Origin of the sequence: Achromobacter spanius, assembly GCF_039673305.1 — a bacterium.
GTDB lineage: Bacteria > Pseudomonadota > Gammaproteobacteria > Burkholderiales > Burkholderiaceae_B > Achromobacter > Achromobacter spanius_F.
In genome coordinates this window covers 1-15,332 of the sequence record NZ_JBDJLJ010000058.1, presented here as the reverse complement: position 1 = coordinate 15,332, position 15,332 = coordinate 1, and the positions used below count along the sequence as shown (strand labels likewise).

The 15,332-nt window shown below is 68.1% G+C and carries 13 protein-coding genes; 4 read left to right on the top strand and 9 right to left on the bottom strand.

Annotated features, from left to right (window positions below; genetic code table 11):
* Positions 1 to 153: 153 nt before the first annotated feature.
* Genes ABE485_RS26545 through ABE485_RS26535 form a run of 3 tightly spaced genes read right to left on the bottom strand, consistent with a single transcriptional unit; the run spans position 154 to position 4,033 of the window.
* Positions 154 to 1,281: a CaiB/BaiF CoA transferase family protein gene (locus tag ABE485_RS26545; RefSeq protein ID WP_346518237.1), complete on the bottom strand. Its 1,128-nt coding sequence runs from the start codon at positions 1,279 to 1,281 to the stop codon at positions 154 to 156.
* A gap of 12 nt (positions 1,282 to 1,293) precedes the next feature.
* Entirely contained in the window at positions 1,294 to 2,274 is a 981-nt protein-coding gene (locus tag ABE485_RS26540; RefSeq protein WP_346518236.1) for a Bug family tripartite tricarboxylate transporter substrate binding protein, read from the bottom strand.
* A 58-nt stretch (positions 2,275 to 2,332) separates the two neighbouring features.
* A complete protein-coding gene (locus tag ABE485_RS26535) occupies positions 2,333 to 4,033 on the bottom strand; it encodes an acyl-CoA dehydrogenase family protein (protein ID WP_346518235.1) in 1,701 nt (566 codons plus the stop codon).
* 119 nt (positions 4,034 to 4,152) lie between these two features.
* Here ABE485_RS26535 and ABE485_RS26530 point away from each other — a divergent pair, with 119 nt between their 5' ends.
* The gene (locus ABE485_RS26530) at positions 4,153 to 5,070 is read left to right on the top strand and encodes a LysR family transcriptional regulator (protein ID WP_346518234.1); all 918 of its coding nucleotides are present in this window, start codon (positions 4,153 to 4,155) and stop codon (positions 5,068 to 5,070) included.
* A gap of 3 nt (positions 5,071 to 5,073) precedes the next feature.
* On the opposite strand, the gene purU is transcribed toward ABE485_RS26530, so the two are convergent.
* The 6 genes from purU to ABE485_RS26500 all read right to left on the bottom strand — a co-directional run bounded on the left by purU (position 5,074) and on the right by ABE485_RS26500 (position 10,288).
* A complete protein-coding gene (gene purU / locus ABE485_RS26525) occupies positions 5,074 to 5,928 on the bottom strand; it encodes a formyltetrahydrofolate deformylase (RefSeq protein ID WP_346518233.1) in 855 nt (284 codons plus the stop codon).
* A gap of 40 nt (positions 5,929 to 5,968) precedes the next feature.
* Positions 5,969 to 7,078, bottom strand: a complete 1,110-nt coding sequence (locus ABE485_RS26520; RefSeq protein WP_346518232.1) for an NAD(P)/FAD-dependent oxidoreductase — start codon at positions 7,076 to 7,078, stop codon at positions 5,969 to 5,971.
* A complete protein-coding gene (locus tag ABE485_RS26515) occupies positions 7,075 to 7,599 on the bottom strand; it encodes a flavin reductase family protein (protein WP_346518231.1) in 525 nt (174 codons plus the stop codon). The genes ABE485_RS26520 and ABE485_RS26515 overlap by 4 nt, the downstream gene beginning before the upstream one ends.
* 54 nt (positions 7,600 to 7,653) lie before the next feature.
* Complete coding sequence (gene pdxH, locus ABE485_RS26510; protein WP_346518230.1) at positions 7,654 to 8,283, bottom strand: pyridoxamine 5'-phosphate oxidase; 630 nt, start codon at positions 8,281 to 8,283, stop codon at positions 7,654 to 7,656.
* Between the two features lie 131 nt (positions 8,284 to 8,414).
* Positions 8,415 to 9,077: a gamma-glutamylcyclotransferase gene (locus ABE485_RS26505; protein WP_430795469.1), complete on the bottom strand. Its 663-nt coding sequence runs from the start codon at positions 9,075 to 9,077 to the stop codon at positions 8,415 to 8,417.
* Between the two features lie 2 nt (positions 9,078 to 9,079).
* Positions 9,080 to 10,288: an MFS transporter gene (locus ABE485_RS26500; protein WP_346518228.1), complete on the bottom strand. Its 1,209-nt coding sequence runs from the start codon at positions 10,286 to 10,288 to the stop codon at positions 9,080 to 9,082.
* A 400-nt stretch (positions 10,289 to 10,688) separates the two neighbouring features.
* On the opposite strand from ABE485_RS26500, the gene ABE485_RS26495 reads away from it, so the two are divergent.
* The 3 genes from ABE485_RS26495 to ABE485_RS26485 are packed head-to-tail and all read left to right on the top strand — an operon-like array spanning position 10,689 to position 15,248.
* Positions 10,689 to 11,873, top strand: coding sequence for an efflux RND transporter periplasmic adaptor subunit (locus tag ABE485_RS26495; protein ID WP_346518227.1), 1,185 nt, complete (start codon positions 10,689 to 10,691; stop codon positions 11,871 to 11,873).
* A 1-nt stretch (position 11,874) separates the two neighbouring features.
* Positions 11,875 to 13,833, top strand: coding sequence for a MacB family efflux pump subunit (locus tag ABE485_RS26490; RefSeq protein ID WP_346518226.1), 1,959 nt, complete (start codon positions 11,875 to 11,877; stop codon positions 13,831 to 13,833).
* A gap of 5 nt (positions 13,834 to 13,838) precedes the next feature.
* The gene (locus ABE485_RS26485; RefSeq protein WP_346518225.1) at positions 13,839 to 15,248 is read left to right on the top strand and encodes an efflux transporter outer membrane subunit; all 1,410 of its coding nucleotides are present in this window, start codon (positions 13,839 to 13,841) and stop codon (positions 15,246 to 15,248) included.
* The last annotated feature ends 84 nt before the right edge of the window (positions 15,249 to 15,332 follow it).

The window sequence follows — 15,332 nt, the reverse complement described above, 5'->3', positions numbered from 1 at the left end:
CGAGGTGCTGGAAAAAGTCTAAGGCGGCAATCGGGGGACGTGCTGAAACGAAATGTCTAAGTTGTTGGCGGCTGTGAAACACGCGTCGCGCGAGCCGGCATCATGCGGTCAAAAAATTGCCCGGCTGTGCCGGGCATTTCGCTGTGCGCACGTTCAGTCGCGGCCTGCCGGCGGCGCCAGATCGGGCGGCAGCTTGCGCAGCGTGGCCGGCGTGCGCGACAGCTTGATTGGCGACCCCACGCCCTTGTAGCCGTCCTGCTCGAGCACCATGCCGCGATGGCGCGTATGCGGATGCGCAAGGGCCTGGTCCACCGTCTGCACGGCCGCGGCGGGCACGCCGGCGCGCAGCAGCCGGTCGGCCAGCGCGGCGGCGTCGTGGCCGGCCAGCAGGCCGGTCAGCTCGTCGCGCAGCGCCTGGCGGTTGCGCAGGCGGTCCGCATTGGCGGCGTAGCGCTCGTCCTGAGCCAGCCGCGGCGCGTCCAGCACTTGCGCCAGCATCGCAAACTGGCGGTTGTTGCCCACGGCCAGGAAGATCGGGCCGCTGGCGGTGGGCAGCGTTTCGTAGGGGGCGATGTTCGGATGGGCGTTGCCGCTGCGCTGGGGCACCTTGCCGCTGTAGAAGAAGTTGGGCGCATGCGGATGCAGCAGCGACAGCGCGCAGTCGTACAGCGTGATGTCCAGGAACTGGCCCAGCCCGCTGCGCACGCGTTCGTTGAGCGCAAGCAGGATGGCCACGGCCGCGTTCAGTCCGGTCACCATGTCCACGACGGGCAGCCCGACCCGCGTGGCCTCGCCGTCCGCATCGCCGTTCACGCTCATCAGGCCGCACATGGCCTGCGCGCAGGCGTCGTAGCCCGGCAGGCCGCCCAGCGGGCCGTCCGCTCCGAAGCCGCTGACGCGGCAGTGGATAAGCGCGGGAAACGCCTGTTTCAGGTCTTCATAGCCCAGGCCCCACTTCTCGAGCGTGCCGGGCTTGAAGTTCTCGACCAGCACGTCGGCGTCGGCCAGCAGGTGGCGCAGCAATTCCTGGCCGGCGGCTTGCGACAGGTCCAGCGTCATGCCGTCCTTGTTGCGGTTCACGCCGATGAAGTAGGAGGCCGTCTCGCCCAGGAAGGGCGGCCCCCAGCCGCGCGTCTCGTCGCCGCCGGGCGGTTCGATCTTGAGTACGTCGGCGCCGTGGTCCGCCAGGATCTGCGTGCAGTAGGGCCCGCCCAGCACGCGGGACAGGTCGATCACCTTGCAGCCCGCCAGGGCGCCTGGGTTGGGTAGGGTCTGGGCCATGAGTCTTCAGCTTCAGTCGATGGAAACGTTGGCGCTCTTGATGAGCTCGCGCCACTTGGGAACTTCTTTCGTGATGAAGGCGGACAGGCCCTGCGGGGTCTTGTCCTGCGCTTCCACGATGCCCTGCGTGCGCAGGGTCTGTTCGACCGCGGGGTCGGACAGCGCGGTCCTGAATGCCTGGTTCAGCGTGTTCACCACGTCGGGCGGCGTGTCCTTGGGCGCGACGATGCCGAAGAAGACGCTGACGTCATAGCCCGCCAGGCCCTGCTCGGACAGAGTGGGCAAGTCGGGCAGGGCGTCGGAGCGCTGGGCGCTGGCCAGCCCGATCGCGCGCAGCTTGCCCGCCTTGATGTAGGGCAGCGCGGTCAGGATGTCCGTGAACGACATCGACACCTGGCCGCCCAGCAGGTCGTTCAGCGCCGGTCCCGTGCCCTTGTACGGAATGTGCATGATCTTCGTGTCGGCCATGCGGTTGAACAGGATGCCGGCCAGGTGCGACGACGCGCCGTTGCCCGACGAGGCGTAGCTCAGCTTGTCCGGATTCTTGCGGGCGTAGGCGATGAGCTCCTGCAGGTTGTTCGCCGGCACCGACGGATTCACCACCAGGATGTTCGGCAGGTGGCCGATGCGGATGATGGGCGCGAAGCTGGTCTCGGGGTTGTAGCCCTGGTTCTTGTACAGGCTGATGTTGATGGCCAGCGGCCCCGAGGTGCCGAACAGGATGGTGTAGCCGTCGGGCTTGGCGGCGGCGACGTATTCGGAGCCGATGTTGCCGCCGGCGCCGCTGCGGTTTTCGACGATGACGTTCTGCTTGAGCGGCTCGCGCAGTTTTTCGGCCAGGCGGCGCGCCAGGGCGTCGGTGGGGCCGCCGGGCGGGAAGGGCACGACCAGCGTGACGGGCCGAGCCGAGGGGTAGGCGTCCGCCGCGAGGGCGGGGGTGGCCGCGACGGCCGCGGTCGCCGCCAGGAACAGGGGGGCGAAAAGGCGCTTCATGTGTGTCTCCAGTGGATGGCGCGCCGGCTGTGCCGCCGGCGTCGGGTTTGCGCGCGGATTACAGCGCGTATTGCAGGATGGCCTGGCAGTCCGCGCTTTCGTCGGACGGGATGGCGTAGGGATCGCGCGGGGCCAGGCGGTGCAGCAGCACCTGGTCGGCCAGCCGCGCGCGGCTTTCCAGGCCGGCGCCGGCGGCTTCCCAGCGCAGCGCAGCCATGGATACGGCGTGATAGAGCAGGGATGCGGCCTGGCGCGCCAATTCCGCATGGTCGCCCTGCGCGGCGTGCTCGGCCAGCGCATAGGTCTTTTCCAGGGCGTTGGCCTGCGCGGCGGCGAGCCCGGGCGGGCAGGGCGCGCCGTCGGCCAGCAGCCGGTCGATGTGGCTGCGCAGGGCGGGCAGCGCGTTTTCTTTCTTGATGGCGCGCAGCACATCCAGGGCGACGATGTTGCTGGTGCCTTCCCAGATGGAGCCCAGGTGCGCGTCGCGCACCAGGCGCGGTTCGGTCCATTCCTCGATGTAGCCGCAGCCGCCGCGCACTTCCATGGCGTCGCCGGTGACCTTGCGCGCATCGCGGCACGCGCGGAACTTGATCAGCGGGGTCAGGATGCGGGCCAGGGCCGGGTCGGCCGCGCCCTGTTCGGCATCGGCCAGCGCGCGCGCCGTCTGGAACATGACGCTGCGGGCCTGTTCGGCCCAGACCGTCATCTTGACCAGCTGGCGCTGCATCAGAGGCATGTCGATGAGCCGCTTGCCGAAGGCGCGGCGGTGCTGGGACACGTAGACGGCCTCGGTGACGGCCCGGCGCATCAGGCCGGCGGCGCGCATGCCGTTGGACAGGCGCGAGTTGTTGATCATGTCGGCCATCTGCTTGAAGCCGCGGCCGCGCTCGCCCACCAGCCACGCCACCGCGCCCTCCAGGCGGATTTCGCCGCTGGCCATGGAGCGGGTGCCCAGCTTGTCCTTCAGCCGCAGGATGCGGTAGTGGTTGTGCGTGCCGTCGGCCAGGTCGCGCGGCAGCAAGAAGAGCGACACGCCCTTCAGGCCGGGCTGCAGCTCGCTGCGCGCCAGCACCATCGCAAAGCCCGCGTCGGGATTGGAGCAGAACCACTTGTCGCCGTGCAGGCGCCACGTGCCGTCGTCCTGCGCTTGCGCGGTGACCTCGGTGGCGCTGACGTCCGATCCGGCGCCCTGCTCGGTCATGAACATGGCGCCCTGGCGCAGCGTGTCGAAATCCTGCGAGGTCACCTGGGGCAGCACGCGTTCGACCAGCGCGGGGTCGCCGAACTTGCGCAGGGTGCGCGCCAGCGAGTCCGTCATGCTGACCGGGCAGCACAGGCCGAATTCGGCCTGCACGAAGAGATGGCTGAGCGCGTACTTGGCGGCGGCGGGCATCGGGTCGGGCCAGCCCAGCACGCCGCCGCGGTGCGACAGCGCCGCCAGGCCGAATTCGCTGTACGCCAGGCGCTCCAGCTCCACGTAGGCGGGGTGCTTGTCGATGCGCGATTCGTCCGCGCCGGCGCGGCTGCGCACGGACAGGGTGGGCGGGTGCTTGTCGGCCACGGACGCCAGTTCGTCCATCAGTCCGCCGGCCAGTCCGCCCAGCCTGGCCAGATGGGGCAGCAGGTGGGCGTGCAGGTCGGCCGGGAGATACCGCTGGCTGAGCGCCTCGGCATATGGGTCCGCATTGAACAGGTTCAGCCCGCGGGAGTCCGGAACGGGCGTGGCGGTGGCGGCAACGGGCATGACGGGGGTATCCATGGTGGCATCCTGCCGGAAACGGGAGATGCCCTAATGGTGGGGGGCTTGATCAATCCATTCAAATACTGTTTTGATGTAGATCAATCCAAAAAAAATATAGATTTGCCGAGGAGCAACGAATGGATCTGGATCCGCGCCTCTTGCGCTACTTCATCACCGTGGCCGAGGAGCGCCATTTCAGCCGCGCGGCGGCGCGCCTGCACATTTCCCAGCCCCCGCTCAGCTATGCGATCCGGCAGCTCGAAGAAAACGTGGGCGCGCGTCTGCTGGCCCGCACCAGCCGCCACGTCGAGCTCACCGACGCCGGCCAGGTGCTGTACCGCGAGGCCCTGATCCTGCTGCGCCAGGCGGAGGAAGTGCGCACCCTGGTGCGGCAGGTGGACGCCGGCCTGCGCGGCCGGCTGCGCATCGGCTTCGTCGGGTCTATGCTGTACCGGGGCCTGCCGGCGCTGCTGAACGCGATGCGCGCCGAACTGCCGGACGTGGAGCATGTGCTGACCGAGCTGAACTCGCACGACCAGATCGAGGCGGTGCGGCGCGGCGAACAGGATTTGGGCTTCATCCACGCCAATCCGGTGCCGGAAGGGGTGCAGGCGCGCGACCTGCTGGCCGAGCCCTTCGTCATCTGCCTGCCCGAGGCGCATCCTCTGGCGCGGCGCCGGTCGCTGCGGCTGGCGGAGCTGGCGTCCGACGATTTCATTTTCTTTGCGCGCGCGGCATCGCCCAGCTATTACGAAACGGTGCTGTCGATGTGCGTGTCGGCGGGCTTCACGCCCGCGATCCGCCACGAGGTGCGCCACTGGCTGAGCGTGGCGTCGCTGGTGTCGCAGGGGCTGGGCGTATCCATCGTGCCGGCCTGCCTGTCCCGCAGCGGGCTGGCCGGCACGCGGTTCATCGCGTTCGACCACCAGGCGCGCTCGGTCAGCCAGGCGATCTGGCCCGACGCGTCGCGCTCGCCCTTGCAGGAACAGGCGGTGGCGCTGGTGGCGCGCCACTTCCCGCCGCTGGAGCCCCTGGCCGGCGGCGCGCCGGCCTGAGGATCAGCGGAACACGACGGTCTTGTTGCGGTTCAGCAGGATGCGGTGTTCGACATGGCTGCGCACCGCGCGCGACAGCACCAGCGATTCGATATCGCTGCCCACCTGGGTCAGGTCCTGGGCGGTCATGGTGTGGTCGACGCGCTCGATGTCCTGATCGATGATCGGGCCTTCGTCCAGGTCCGAGGTCACGTAGTGGGCGGTGGCGCCGATGATTTTCACGCCGCGCGCGTGCGCCTGGTGGTAGGGGCGCGCGCCCTTGAAGCTGGGCAGGAAGCTGTGGTGGATGTTGATCGCGCGGCCCGAGAGCGCACGGCACATGTCCGCGGACAGGATCTGCATGTAGCGGGCCAGCACCACCAGGTCGATGCCGGCCTGGTCGACGATCTGCAGCACCTGCTGCTCCTGCTGGAGCTTGGTGTCGGGTGTTACCGGCAGGTAGTGGAACGGGATGCCATAGGACGCCGCCAGGGAGGCGTAGTCGTTGTGGTTGGACACAATGGCGGCCACTTCCGCATGCAGGTGCCCGCTGTGCACGCGGAACAGCAGGTCGTTCAGGCAGTGGCCCTGCTTGCTGACCATGATCAGCAGGCGCTCCTTGCGGCGGGCGTCGTGCAGCTTGAGTTCCATGTCGTATTCGCCGGACATGGCGTCCAGGCGGGCGCGCAGGTCGTCGGCGGGCACGCTGACGGGCAAGTCGAAGTGCACGCGCAGGAAGAAGCGGCCGGTCTCTTCGTCGCCGAACTGCTGCGAATCGAGGATGTTGCAACCCAGTTCGAACAACAGGCCGCTGACGCGGTAGACGATGCCGGTGCGGTCGGGGCAGGACAGGGTCAGGATGTAGTCGTTGTGCTGCATGGCGAAAAGTGGCTTGGAATTATTGAAGGAGAAGGGCGGATCAGGCGGACAGGCGCGCCAGGGTTTCTTCCGCCAGGGCCAGGCTGGAGGTCAGCCCGGGCGATTCGATGCCGAACAGGTTCACCAGGCCGGGCACGCCATGGTCGGCGGGGCCGGCGATGACGAAGTCGGCGGCGGGTTCGTGCGGGCCGGAAATCTTGGGCCGGATGCCGGTGTAGCCGGGCGCCAGGGCGCCGTCGGGCAGGGCGGGCCAATAGCTGCGGACTGCTTCGTAGAAGACGTCGGCGCGGGACGGATCCAGCGTGTAGTCTTCGGTGCCGACCCACTCGGTGTCGGGGCCGAACTTGGCCTGTCCGCCCATGTCCAGCGTCAGGTGCACGCCCAGGCCGGCATGCTGCGGAACGGGGTAGATCAGGCGCGAGAACGGCGCGCGCCCGGACAGCGTGAAATAGCTGCCCTTGCACAGGTAATCGGTGGGGATGCTGGCCGCCGGCACGCCGTCGATGCGGCGGGCCAGCGCCGGCGCCTGCAGGCCGGCGGAGTTGATCAGCACGTTGCAGGTCAGGCTCATGGCCTCGTCGCCGCCGAACTGCAGCTCGAAGCCGCCTTCGGGCCGGACCCGGCCGGACACGAGCGGCGTGTGGAATACGCATTGCGCGCCCGCGTTCTCGGCTTCGCCCTGGAAGGACAGCATCAGCGCGTGGCTGTCGACGATGCCGGTCGACGGCGACACCAGCGCGGCGGTGCAGCGCAGCGCGGGTTCCAGGCGCATGGCCTCTTCGCCCGAAATGTATTGCAGGTCGTCCACGCCGTTGGCGCGGGCGCGCTGCGCGATCCCCTCGAGCTGCGTTGCCTGTTCCGGCGTGGTCGCCACGATCAGCTTGCCCAGGCGCTGGTGCGGCACGCCCCGTTCGGCGCAATAGGCGTACAGCAGGTGCTTGCCGCGCACGCACAGGCGGGCCTTCAGGCTGCCCGCCGGGTAATAGATGCCGGCGTGGATGACTTCCGAGTTGCGCGAGCTGGTGCCCGTGCCGATGGCCTCGGTGGCTTCGGCCACCAGGACCTCGCGTCCGGATTGGGCCAGCGCCCGGGCGATCGCCAGGCCCACCACGCCGGCGCCGATGACGACGCAATCGACGTCGGCGCTCACGATGCCGCCTTTTCGGACCGGGCGCCGGCCGGCGTCAGGTCGAACCCGCCCGCGTGGAAGACCAGCGGGGGTTCGCCGCTATGGCCGCAACGTTCGACTTCTCCGACCATGATGACGTGATCTCCCTCTACGTAGCGGCTGCGGTTGCGGCATTCGAACCACGCGGCGCAGTGGTTGTCCAGCATGGGCGTGCCCCCCGGCGCATGGTGCACCGTCAGCCCGGCATAGCGGTCCGGCGTCTTGCCCGTGGCGAAACGGCGCGCCAGCGCGATCTGTTCCGCGCTCAGGACATTGACGACATAGCGCTCGCACTGCTCGAACGCGGCCAGCGAGGACGAGCCCAGGGACAGGCTCCACAGCACCAGCGGCGGGTTCAGAGACACCGAATTGAAGGAGCTGACCGTCAGCCCGATGGGCGCGCCATCCAGGTCGGCGGTCGTCACGACCGTCACGCCGGTGGCGTAGCGGCCCAGTGCGGTGCGGAAGAATGCGGAGTCGAAATCAGGGGAGGAGGCGGACATGCAATAGATGGTTCGGTCGGGCGCGCAAGGCGCCCGGCGTAGGGGCGCCCCGGCTCAGGGCGACAGGCGTTCGATCTTCCAGGCGGGACCGTCCGCGACGTAGCGCAAACGGTCGTGCAGGCGCGACGGCCTGCCTTGCCAGAATTCAAAGGCGGTGGGCTTGAGGCGGTAACCGCCCCAGTGCGGCGGGCGGGGCGGCTGTTCGCCAAAGCGCTCGCGGAATTCCTTTTCGCGGGCTTCCAGCTCTTCGCGGGTGATGGGCTGGCTCTGGCGCGAGGCCCAGGCGCCGATGCGCGACCCGGCGGGGCGGCTGTGGTAGTAGGCGTCCGATTCTTCGGCCGGCACCTTTTCCACCACGCCTTCGATGCGGATCTGGCGTTCCAGCGGCTGCCAGAAGAACAGCAGGCATGCCCGCGGCTCGGCCTGCAGGTCCAGCCCCTTGCGGGATTCGTAGTTGGTGAAGAACGTGAAGCCTTGCTCGTCGTAGCCCTTGATGAGGACGATGCGGGCGCTGGGCTGGCCGTCGGCATCCACCGTCGCCAGCGTCATGGCGTTGGGTTCCGGCACCTTGGAGGCCAGGGCCTCGTCGAACCAGCGGTGGAATTGCTCGAACGGAGAGGCGGCCGCCTGGCTTTCCAGCAGCACGTTCTTGTCGTAGCTTTGACGCAGATCAGAGACAGACATGGTCGTTGGGACTCAGCGTTGATAACAGGGAGTTTATACCGCTTGGGGGTACGCTTCCCCATTGACCCCGCGCAGGACAGGGCAAGTCCGTTTTCAGCCAGAAGAACCGGGGCTGAAAATCAGGGGATGATTCAGGCCCCTTCGGGCAGGGGGCGGCCGTCCAGTTCGAGGCGGCGGGCGATGGCGTCCAGGCGGGCGTCGTGGATACCCGCGGCGCGCAGGGCCTGGGCGGTCTGCACCACGTAGTCGGTGCAGGGGCCGTAGCGCCCGGCGGCGCGGCGCACGATGGCCAGCAGTTCCGCTTCCGGCAGGGCGCGGATGTAGGCGGGGTTGTCCCGGTTCATGATGAACACCAGCGCGCGGACGGTGCCGGCGTCGGTCGTGCAGTTGATCCAGCGGGGCAGGTAGGCGCCCGTGGACATTTCGCGCTCCCAGAGCGCGGGGAAATAATTGGGGACCTGGTCGCCGGCCAGGCGGTAGACCACGCCGCGGCAGGAACCGCCGCGGTCCAGCCCGAACACCAGTCCCGGGCATTCCGGTGTGCCGCGGTTCACCCGCGACCACAGGCAGAGCGCCCGGTGGTGGCCGCGCAGCGTGGCCAGGCGGCGTTCCATGAAGTCGAAATCGGGGCGCCAGATCAGCGACCCATAGCCATAGACCCACACGTCCTCGCCCGCCTGCCAGTGCTGCAGCGCGTCGTCGAGCGAGGCCTGCCGTTCTTCCGGCGTCCAGAGGCGAAAGGGCAGGGTTGCGCCGGAGACGTCCGAGGCGGGTGGGGAGGACTGCATGTTCACGACTACGTTTTCCGTTCAGGCTCGTGCGGAGGGTTGCGATTGGCCCAGCCTCCGGCCATCAGGGCCAGGGAATAGGCCCAGAACAGCGGGGCAACGCCAATTACCGCACCCAGTGCGCCGAAGGTCAACGGCAGGGACACCTGCGAGCCGTTGATCAGCGCCATCCGCAGGCCCACGGCCTCGGCGGCCCGGCCTGGCGGCGAATGCTGGTGCAGCAGGGACAGCATACTCGGCTGGCAGCATCCCAGGGCCAGCCCAAGTATGAAAGACAGCACGATCAGGACGGTAACGTCAGTGAACAGCGGGTAAAACATGAAATCGATGGCTGCGGTGGCCATGGCCACGCGCACCAGCGTCCAGGACCGGACGCGGCGCTGGATCAAGGGCAGAACCAGGCGGATGACGAACGTTGCCGCCGCGAAGGACGCAAGAATCACGCCGATCGTGGTGGCGGACAGGCCGATGGCCACGCCGAAGATGGGCACCACGAACAGGTGGGTATCCCAGGCGCCGGACAGGATGGTGTTGACCATCAGGATGCGCCGCAGGGCGGGCACCGCCAGCAATTCGGTGACGCGACGCCGCTGCGCCTCCCGCACCCCGGTGATCGCCGCATCCACGGCCTTCAATTGGTGACGCAGCGCGTACAGTCCGCCGGCGGACAGCAGGGGGCCAAGCGCCAGGATCCCGAATGCCGTGCGGGTGCCCAGGTGGTCGATCGCCAGGCCCGCGATAAGGGGGCCGGAAAAGCCGGATCCCGCAAGCGCCAGCGACATGAAGGAAAAATTGCGTAGCCGCTGCTCGGGTTCCGCGTGTCCCAGCAGGTCCTGCGTGGCGACCTGATGCAGCATGAAGCCGATCCCGATACAGCAGGACGCCACAAGCAGCGCCAGCTGAGTCTGCGAGATGAAGGGTAGAAGGGTGCCGATAGCGACCAGAGTCGTCCCGATGACCAGCGGGCGGACAATGCCCACGCGGTCGACCCAGCGCCCCGCGCGCACCGAGAACAGCATCGGCAGCACGGCGAACACGGCGACCAGGGTCCCGACCTTGAAGGTGGACAACCCCATCTGCAGCGCGGTCAGGGAAACGGTGATGCGTCCCCCTGTCAGCGCCACATGATTCATCATTGCCAGCAGGCACAAGAGCACCGCCCCGGAAAATTCCGGGGAACTGGAAGGCGAGGAGGGGGATCTGTTGGAGGTAGACACGGCTTAACTGCATTCATTCTGTTCGTAACATCCGTCTATGTCGAGGCGACGATATTTTGCGCTGCGGCAGGCAGTGACTAGTCACTGCGGGGAGATAGCGGTCATCTAGTAGTCAAGTCGTGTCCTTACGGGGCAAGATGACGGCACGTTCGCGGCAGGCGGGGTAAAAGGGTTCCGGTCGCACGCCGCGGACGTTGTATCGTTCACGCAACGGAACAATCCCGGGGGCTTGCAAACCGCCTTACCGTTTTTCACGTTTCCGGCTCCCGCTGGCGATGGTTTGAAACAGGTCGCCGTTTAGGATGTGCAGCTAACGGGGCCCGTCCCCCTTGCCACAGCCGTCATTCGCAGCACCATCGGCGCCGGCCGCGGCGCCCGCCGTTCATTTCGATCAGGTTCAATGAAAAAGTCCCGCAGCAAATTCAAGCGCTATGCCCTGGTGGCGGCGCTCCTCCTGGTCCTCGCTTTCGGCGTGCGCGCCGCGTTCTTCTCGGCGCCGCCGCCGCCCACCTTCGCGGTGGCCGAGGTCACCCGCGCCGACCTGGAAGACAGCGTGCTGGCCAGCGGCACCATCGACGCCTTCGAGCGGGTCAGCGTAGGCGCCCAGGCGACCGGCCAGCTGAAGTCCCTGAAGGTGGCGCTGGGCGACCGGGTCAAGAAAGGCCAGCTCGTCGCCGAGATCGACGACCTGACTCAGCAGAACGAATTGCGCAACGCCGAGGCGGCGCTGCAGACGCGGCGCGCCGAGCGGGCCGCCAAGGTCGCGATGCTCAAGCAGGCTGAACTCGCCTTCAAGCGCCAGCGCCAGATGCTGGCGGCGGACGCCAGCTCGCGCGAGGCCTATGAAAGCGCCGAGGCCACCCTGGGAGTGACCCGCGCGGAAATCGCGTCCCTGGACGCGCAGATCGCCCAGGCCGAAATCCAGGTCGATACCGCCCGGGTCAACCTGGGCTATACGCGCATCGTCTCGCCCATCGACGGCATGGTCGTGGCCGTGGTCACCAAGGAAGGGCAGACGGTCAACTCGATCCAGAGCGCGCCCACCATCATCAAGGTGGCCCAGGTGGACACCATGACGATCAAGGCGCAGATCTCCGAGGCGGACGTCACGCGGGTCACGACGGGCCTGCCGGTCTACTTCACCATCCTGGGCGAGCCCGACGAGCGCTACCGCGCCACGCTGCGTGCCGTGGAGCCCGCGCCGGACTCCATCCAGAAGGACGACGCGACCTCCTCGCTCACGTCCTCCACCAGCTCGTCCACCAGCGCCGCCGTGTACTACAACGGGATTTTCGACGTGCCCAACCCGGACGAGAAGCTGCGCATCTCCATGACCGCGCAGGTCTTCATCGTGCTGGGCGAAGCCAAGAACGCCGTGGTGGTGCCGGCCTCGGCCCTGGGCAAGCGCGGCGAGGACGGGCGCTACGCGGTGCGGGTGGTCCTGCAGGACAACAAGACGGAAACCCGCCAGGTCCGCATCGGCATGAACAACAACGTGCAGGCGCAGGTGCTGGAAGGCCTGGAGGTGGGCGAACGCGTCGTGTCGGCGGATTCCGCGCCGGCGGCCGCCAAGCCGGGGGCCTGACATGGGCGGGCCCCTGATTTCCCTGTCCGGAGTGCGCCGCGAGTTCCCCGCGGGCGACCAGACCATCGCCGTCCTGAAGGACGTGAACCTCACGATCGAGGCCGGCGAAATGGTGGCCATCGTGGGCGCGTCCGGGTCGGGCAAGTCCACGCTGATGAACATCCTGGGATGCCTGGACCGGCCGACCCGCGGCGACTATAAGGTGAGCGGCCGCAGCACGGGCGACCTGGATCCGGACGAACTGGCGGAACTGCGCCGCGAGCACTTCGGCTTCATTTTCCAGCGCTACCACCTGCTGTCGGACCTGACCGCGCAGGGCAACGTGGAAGTGCCGGCGGTCTATGCCGGCAAGCGCCGCGAGGCGCGGCTTGCGCGGGCCTCCGAGCTGCTGGCCCGGCTGGGACTGGCCGAGCGATCCGAACACCGGCCCGGCCAGTTGTCCGGCGGCCAGCAGCAGCGCGTGAGCATCGCGCGGGCGCTGATGAACGGCGGCGACATCATCCTGGCCGACGAACCCACCGGCGCACTGGACACGCATACCGGCCAGGAAGTGCTGCGCATCCTGGAAGAACTGAACGCGGCGGGCCACACCATCATCATCGTCACGCACGATATGAATGTGGCGCGCCATGCCCAGCGCATCATCGAGATCAGCGACGGCGAGATCGTCGCCGACAAGCGCAATCCCGACGCCCCACGCCACGCCGGCATCAAGGACGAGGCGCCGGCGATGGCGCCGCGTCCGGCGTGGCAGGCCTACCTGGACCGCTGCGGCGAGGCGCTGCGCATGGCGCTGCTGGCCATGAACGCCCACCGGCTGCGCACTTCCCTGACGATGCTGGGCATCATCATCGGCATTGCCGCCGTGGTGTCCGTCGTGGCGCTGGGCGAGGGGTCGCGCCGCAAGATCCTGGACGACATCAGCGCGATCGGCACCAACACCGTCGAGATTTTTCCCGGCAAGGACTTCGGCGACGAGAAGGCCGTCAACATCCGCACGCTGGTCGCGGCCGACGCCGACGCGCTGGCGCGCGAGTCCTATGTCGACAGCGTCACGCCGGAGGTGGCCACCAGCAATACGCTGCGCTTTCGCAACGTGTCCGTGAATGGCGCGATCCAGGGCGTGGGCGAGCAGTACTTCCGCGTGCGGGCGATCAAGCTGGCGCAAGGCAAGTTCTTCGACGAGACCAGCGTGGCGCGCCGGGCGCAGGAGGTGGTGATCGACGAAGGCACGCGGCGCGCCCTGTTCGGCACCCACACCGAACCGATCGGGCAGGTGGTGTTCCTGGGCTCCATGCCGGCTCGCGTGATCGGCGTGACGCAGAAGAAGGACACCGTCTTCGGCAGCAACGACTCCCTGAATGTCTGGATTCCCTACACGACGGCGCTGTCGCGCGTGCTGGGCCAACAGCACCTCAAGAGCATCACGGTGCGCGTCAACGACGCCACGCCGCCGGCCGCGGCCGAACAGGCCATCGTGCGCGTGCTCACGCGCCGGCACGTGGTGAAGGACTTCTTCGTGTTCAACACCGACGCGATCCGCAAGACCATCGAGCGCACCACCGCGACCATGACGCTGCTGGTCTCGCTGATCGCGCTGATTTCGCTGATGGTGGGCGGCATCGGGGTCATGAACATCATGCTGGTGTCGGTGACCGAGCGCACGCGCGAGATCGGCGTGCGCATGGCGGTGGGCGCGCGCCGCAGCGACATCATGCAGCAGTTCCTGATCGAAGCGGTGCTGGTCTGCCTGATCGGCGGCGCGGTGGGCATCCTGCTGTCGCTGGGACTGGGCGTGCTGGTGTCCAAGGCCACCGGCGGCTCGTTCCAGATGATCTATTCCACGGCATCGATGGTGGCGGCATTCACGTGCTCGACCCTGATCGGTGTGATTTTTGGCTATTTGCCGGCGCGCAACGCGGCGCGCCTGGATCCCGTCGAGGCCCTGGCCCGGGAATGATGAAGATGAAAGCGGTTTCCCCGATCCTCAAGCCCGCCGCGCTGGCCCTCATGCTGGCGCTGGGCGGCTGCGGCAGCCTGCTGCGCACCGACTTCGAACCGCCTGCGACCAGCACGCCGGCGGCCTGGACCTACGCGCCGTCGGGCAGCCAGGCGGACGCGCAGGCGCCGCTGGCCGATGGCGGCGCCTGGTGGCGCAATTTCAACGATCCGGTGCTCAACGGACTGGTCGACGCCGCGCTGGCGCGCAACAACGACCTGGCCGCGGCGGCGATCCGCGTGCGCCGCGCCCAGTACCAGGCGGGCCTGTCCGAGGACAAGCTGATTCCGCAGCTCGGCGGCGACGCCAATGTCTCGCGGATCCGCAACCTGTACGGCGACCGCTCCATCACCCGCGCCAATTCGGCCGAGCTGACCGTCAGCTACGAGGTGGACCTGTGGGGCAAGCTGTCGCGCCAGCGCGACGCGGCGCAATGGGAAGCCCTGGCGACCGAGCAGGACCGCCAGAGCGCGGCCCTGTCGCTGGTGGGCACGACGGCCACGCTGTACTGGCAGAAGGCATTCATCAACCAGCGCATCGCCAGCAGCGAGGAGAGCATCGCCTACGCGCGCCGCACGCAGGACCTGGTGCGCGCACAGTATGCGGCGGGCGGGGCGTCGGCGCTGGAGCTGGCCGAGGCCGAGCAGACCGTGGCCAGCCAGCAGGCCGCGCACGCGCTGCTGGTGCAGCAGCGCGTCGAATACACGAATGCGCTGACCATCCTGTTCGACGGCCCGCCGGACCGCAGCATGGCCGACCCGGCCCGCCTGCCGTCCAACGCGCTGCCCGAAGCCCGGGCGGGTGTGCCTGCCGAGCTGCTGGGCCGCCGGCCGGACCTGCGCGCCGCGGAGATGCGATTGCGCGAGTCGCTGGCCACCGTCGACGCGACCCGCGCCAGCTTCTATCCGCCGCTGACGCTGACGGGCGCGCTGGGCAGTTCCAGTCCGACGCTGTCGGAGGTGTTGCAGAACCCCATCGCAACGCTGGGGGCGGGATTGACGCTGCCGTTCCTGCAGTGGAACCAGATGCAGCTCAACATCAAGATATCCAAGGCTGACTACGAAGAGCGCGTCGTCACTTTCCGGCAGTCGCTGTATCAGGCGATGGCGGACGTGGAAAACGCACTGTCGAACCGGACGCAACTGGCGCTGCGGGCCGAACAGCTGGACCTGTCCTTGCGGTCGGCGCGGGAGGCCGAGCGGCTATACGAGGTGCGCTACAGGGCGGGGGCTGTGTCGTTGAAGGATTGGCTGGATGCGCAGGAGAAGCGCAGGACTGCCGAGATTGCGCGGGATGAGAATATGTTGAATCGGTTGGTGAATCAGGTGACGGTTTATCAGGCGCTGGGGGGGGATGACGAGTCGGCGGGGTCGTGAGGCCATTGGTGCGCAGGCAGGGTTCTTGAGACGCCCGGCGCGGCGTGGGCCTGGGGTGGGCGGGGCTACGATTGCGGTCCGGAG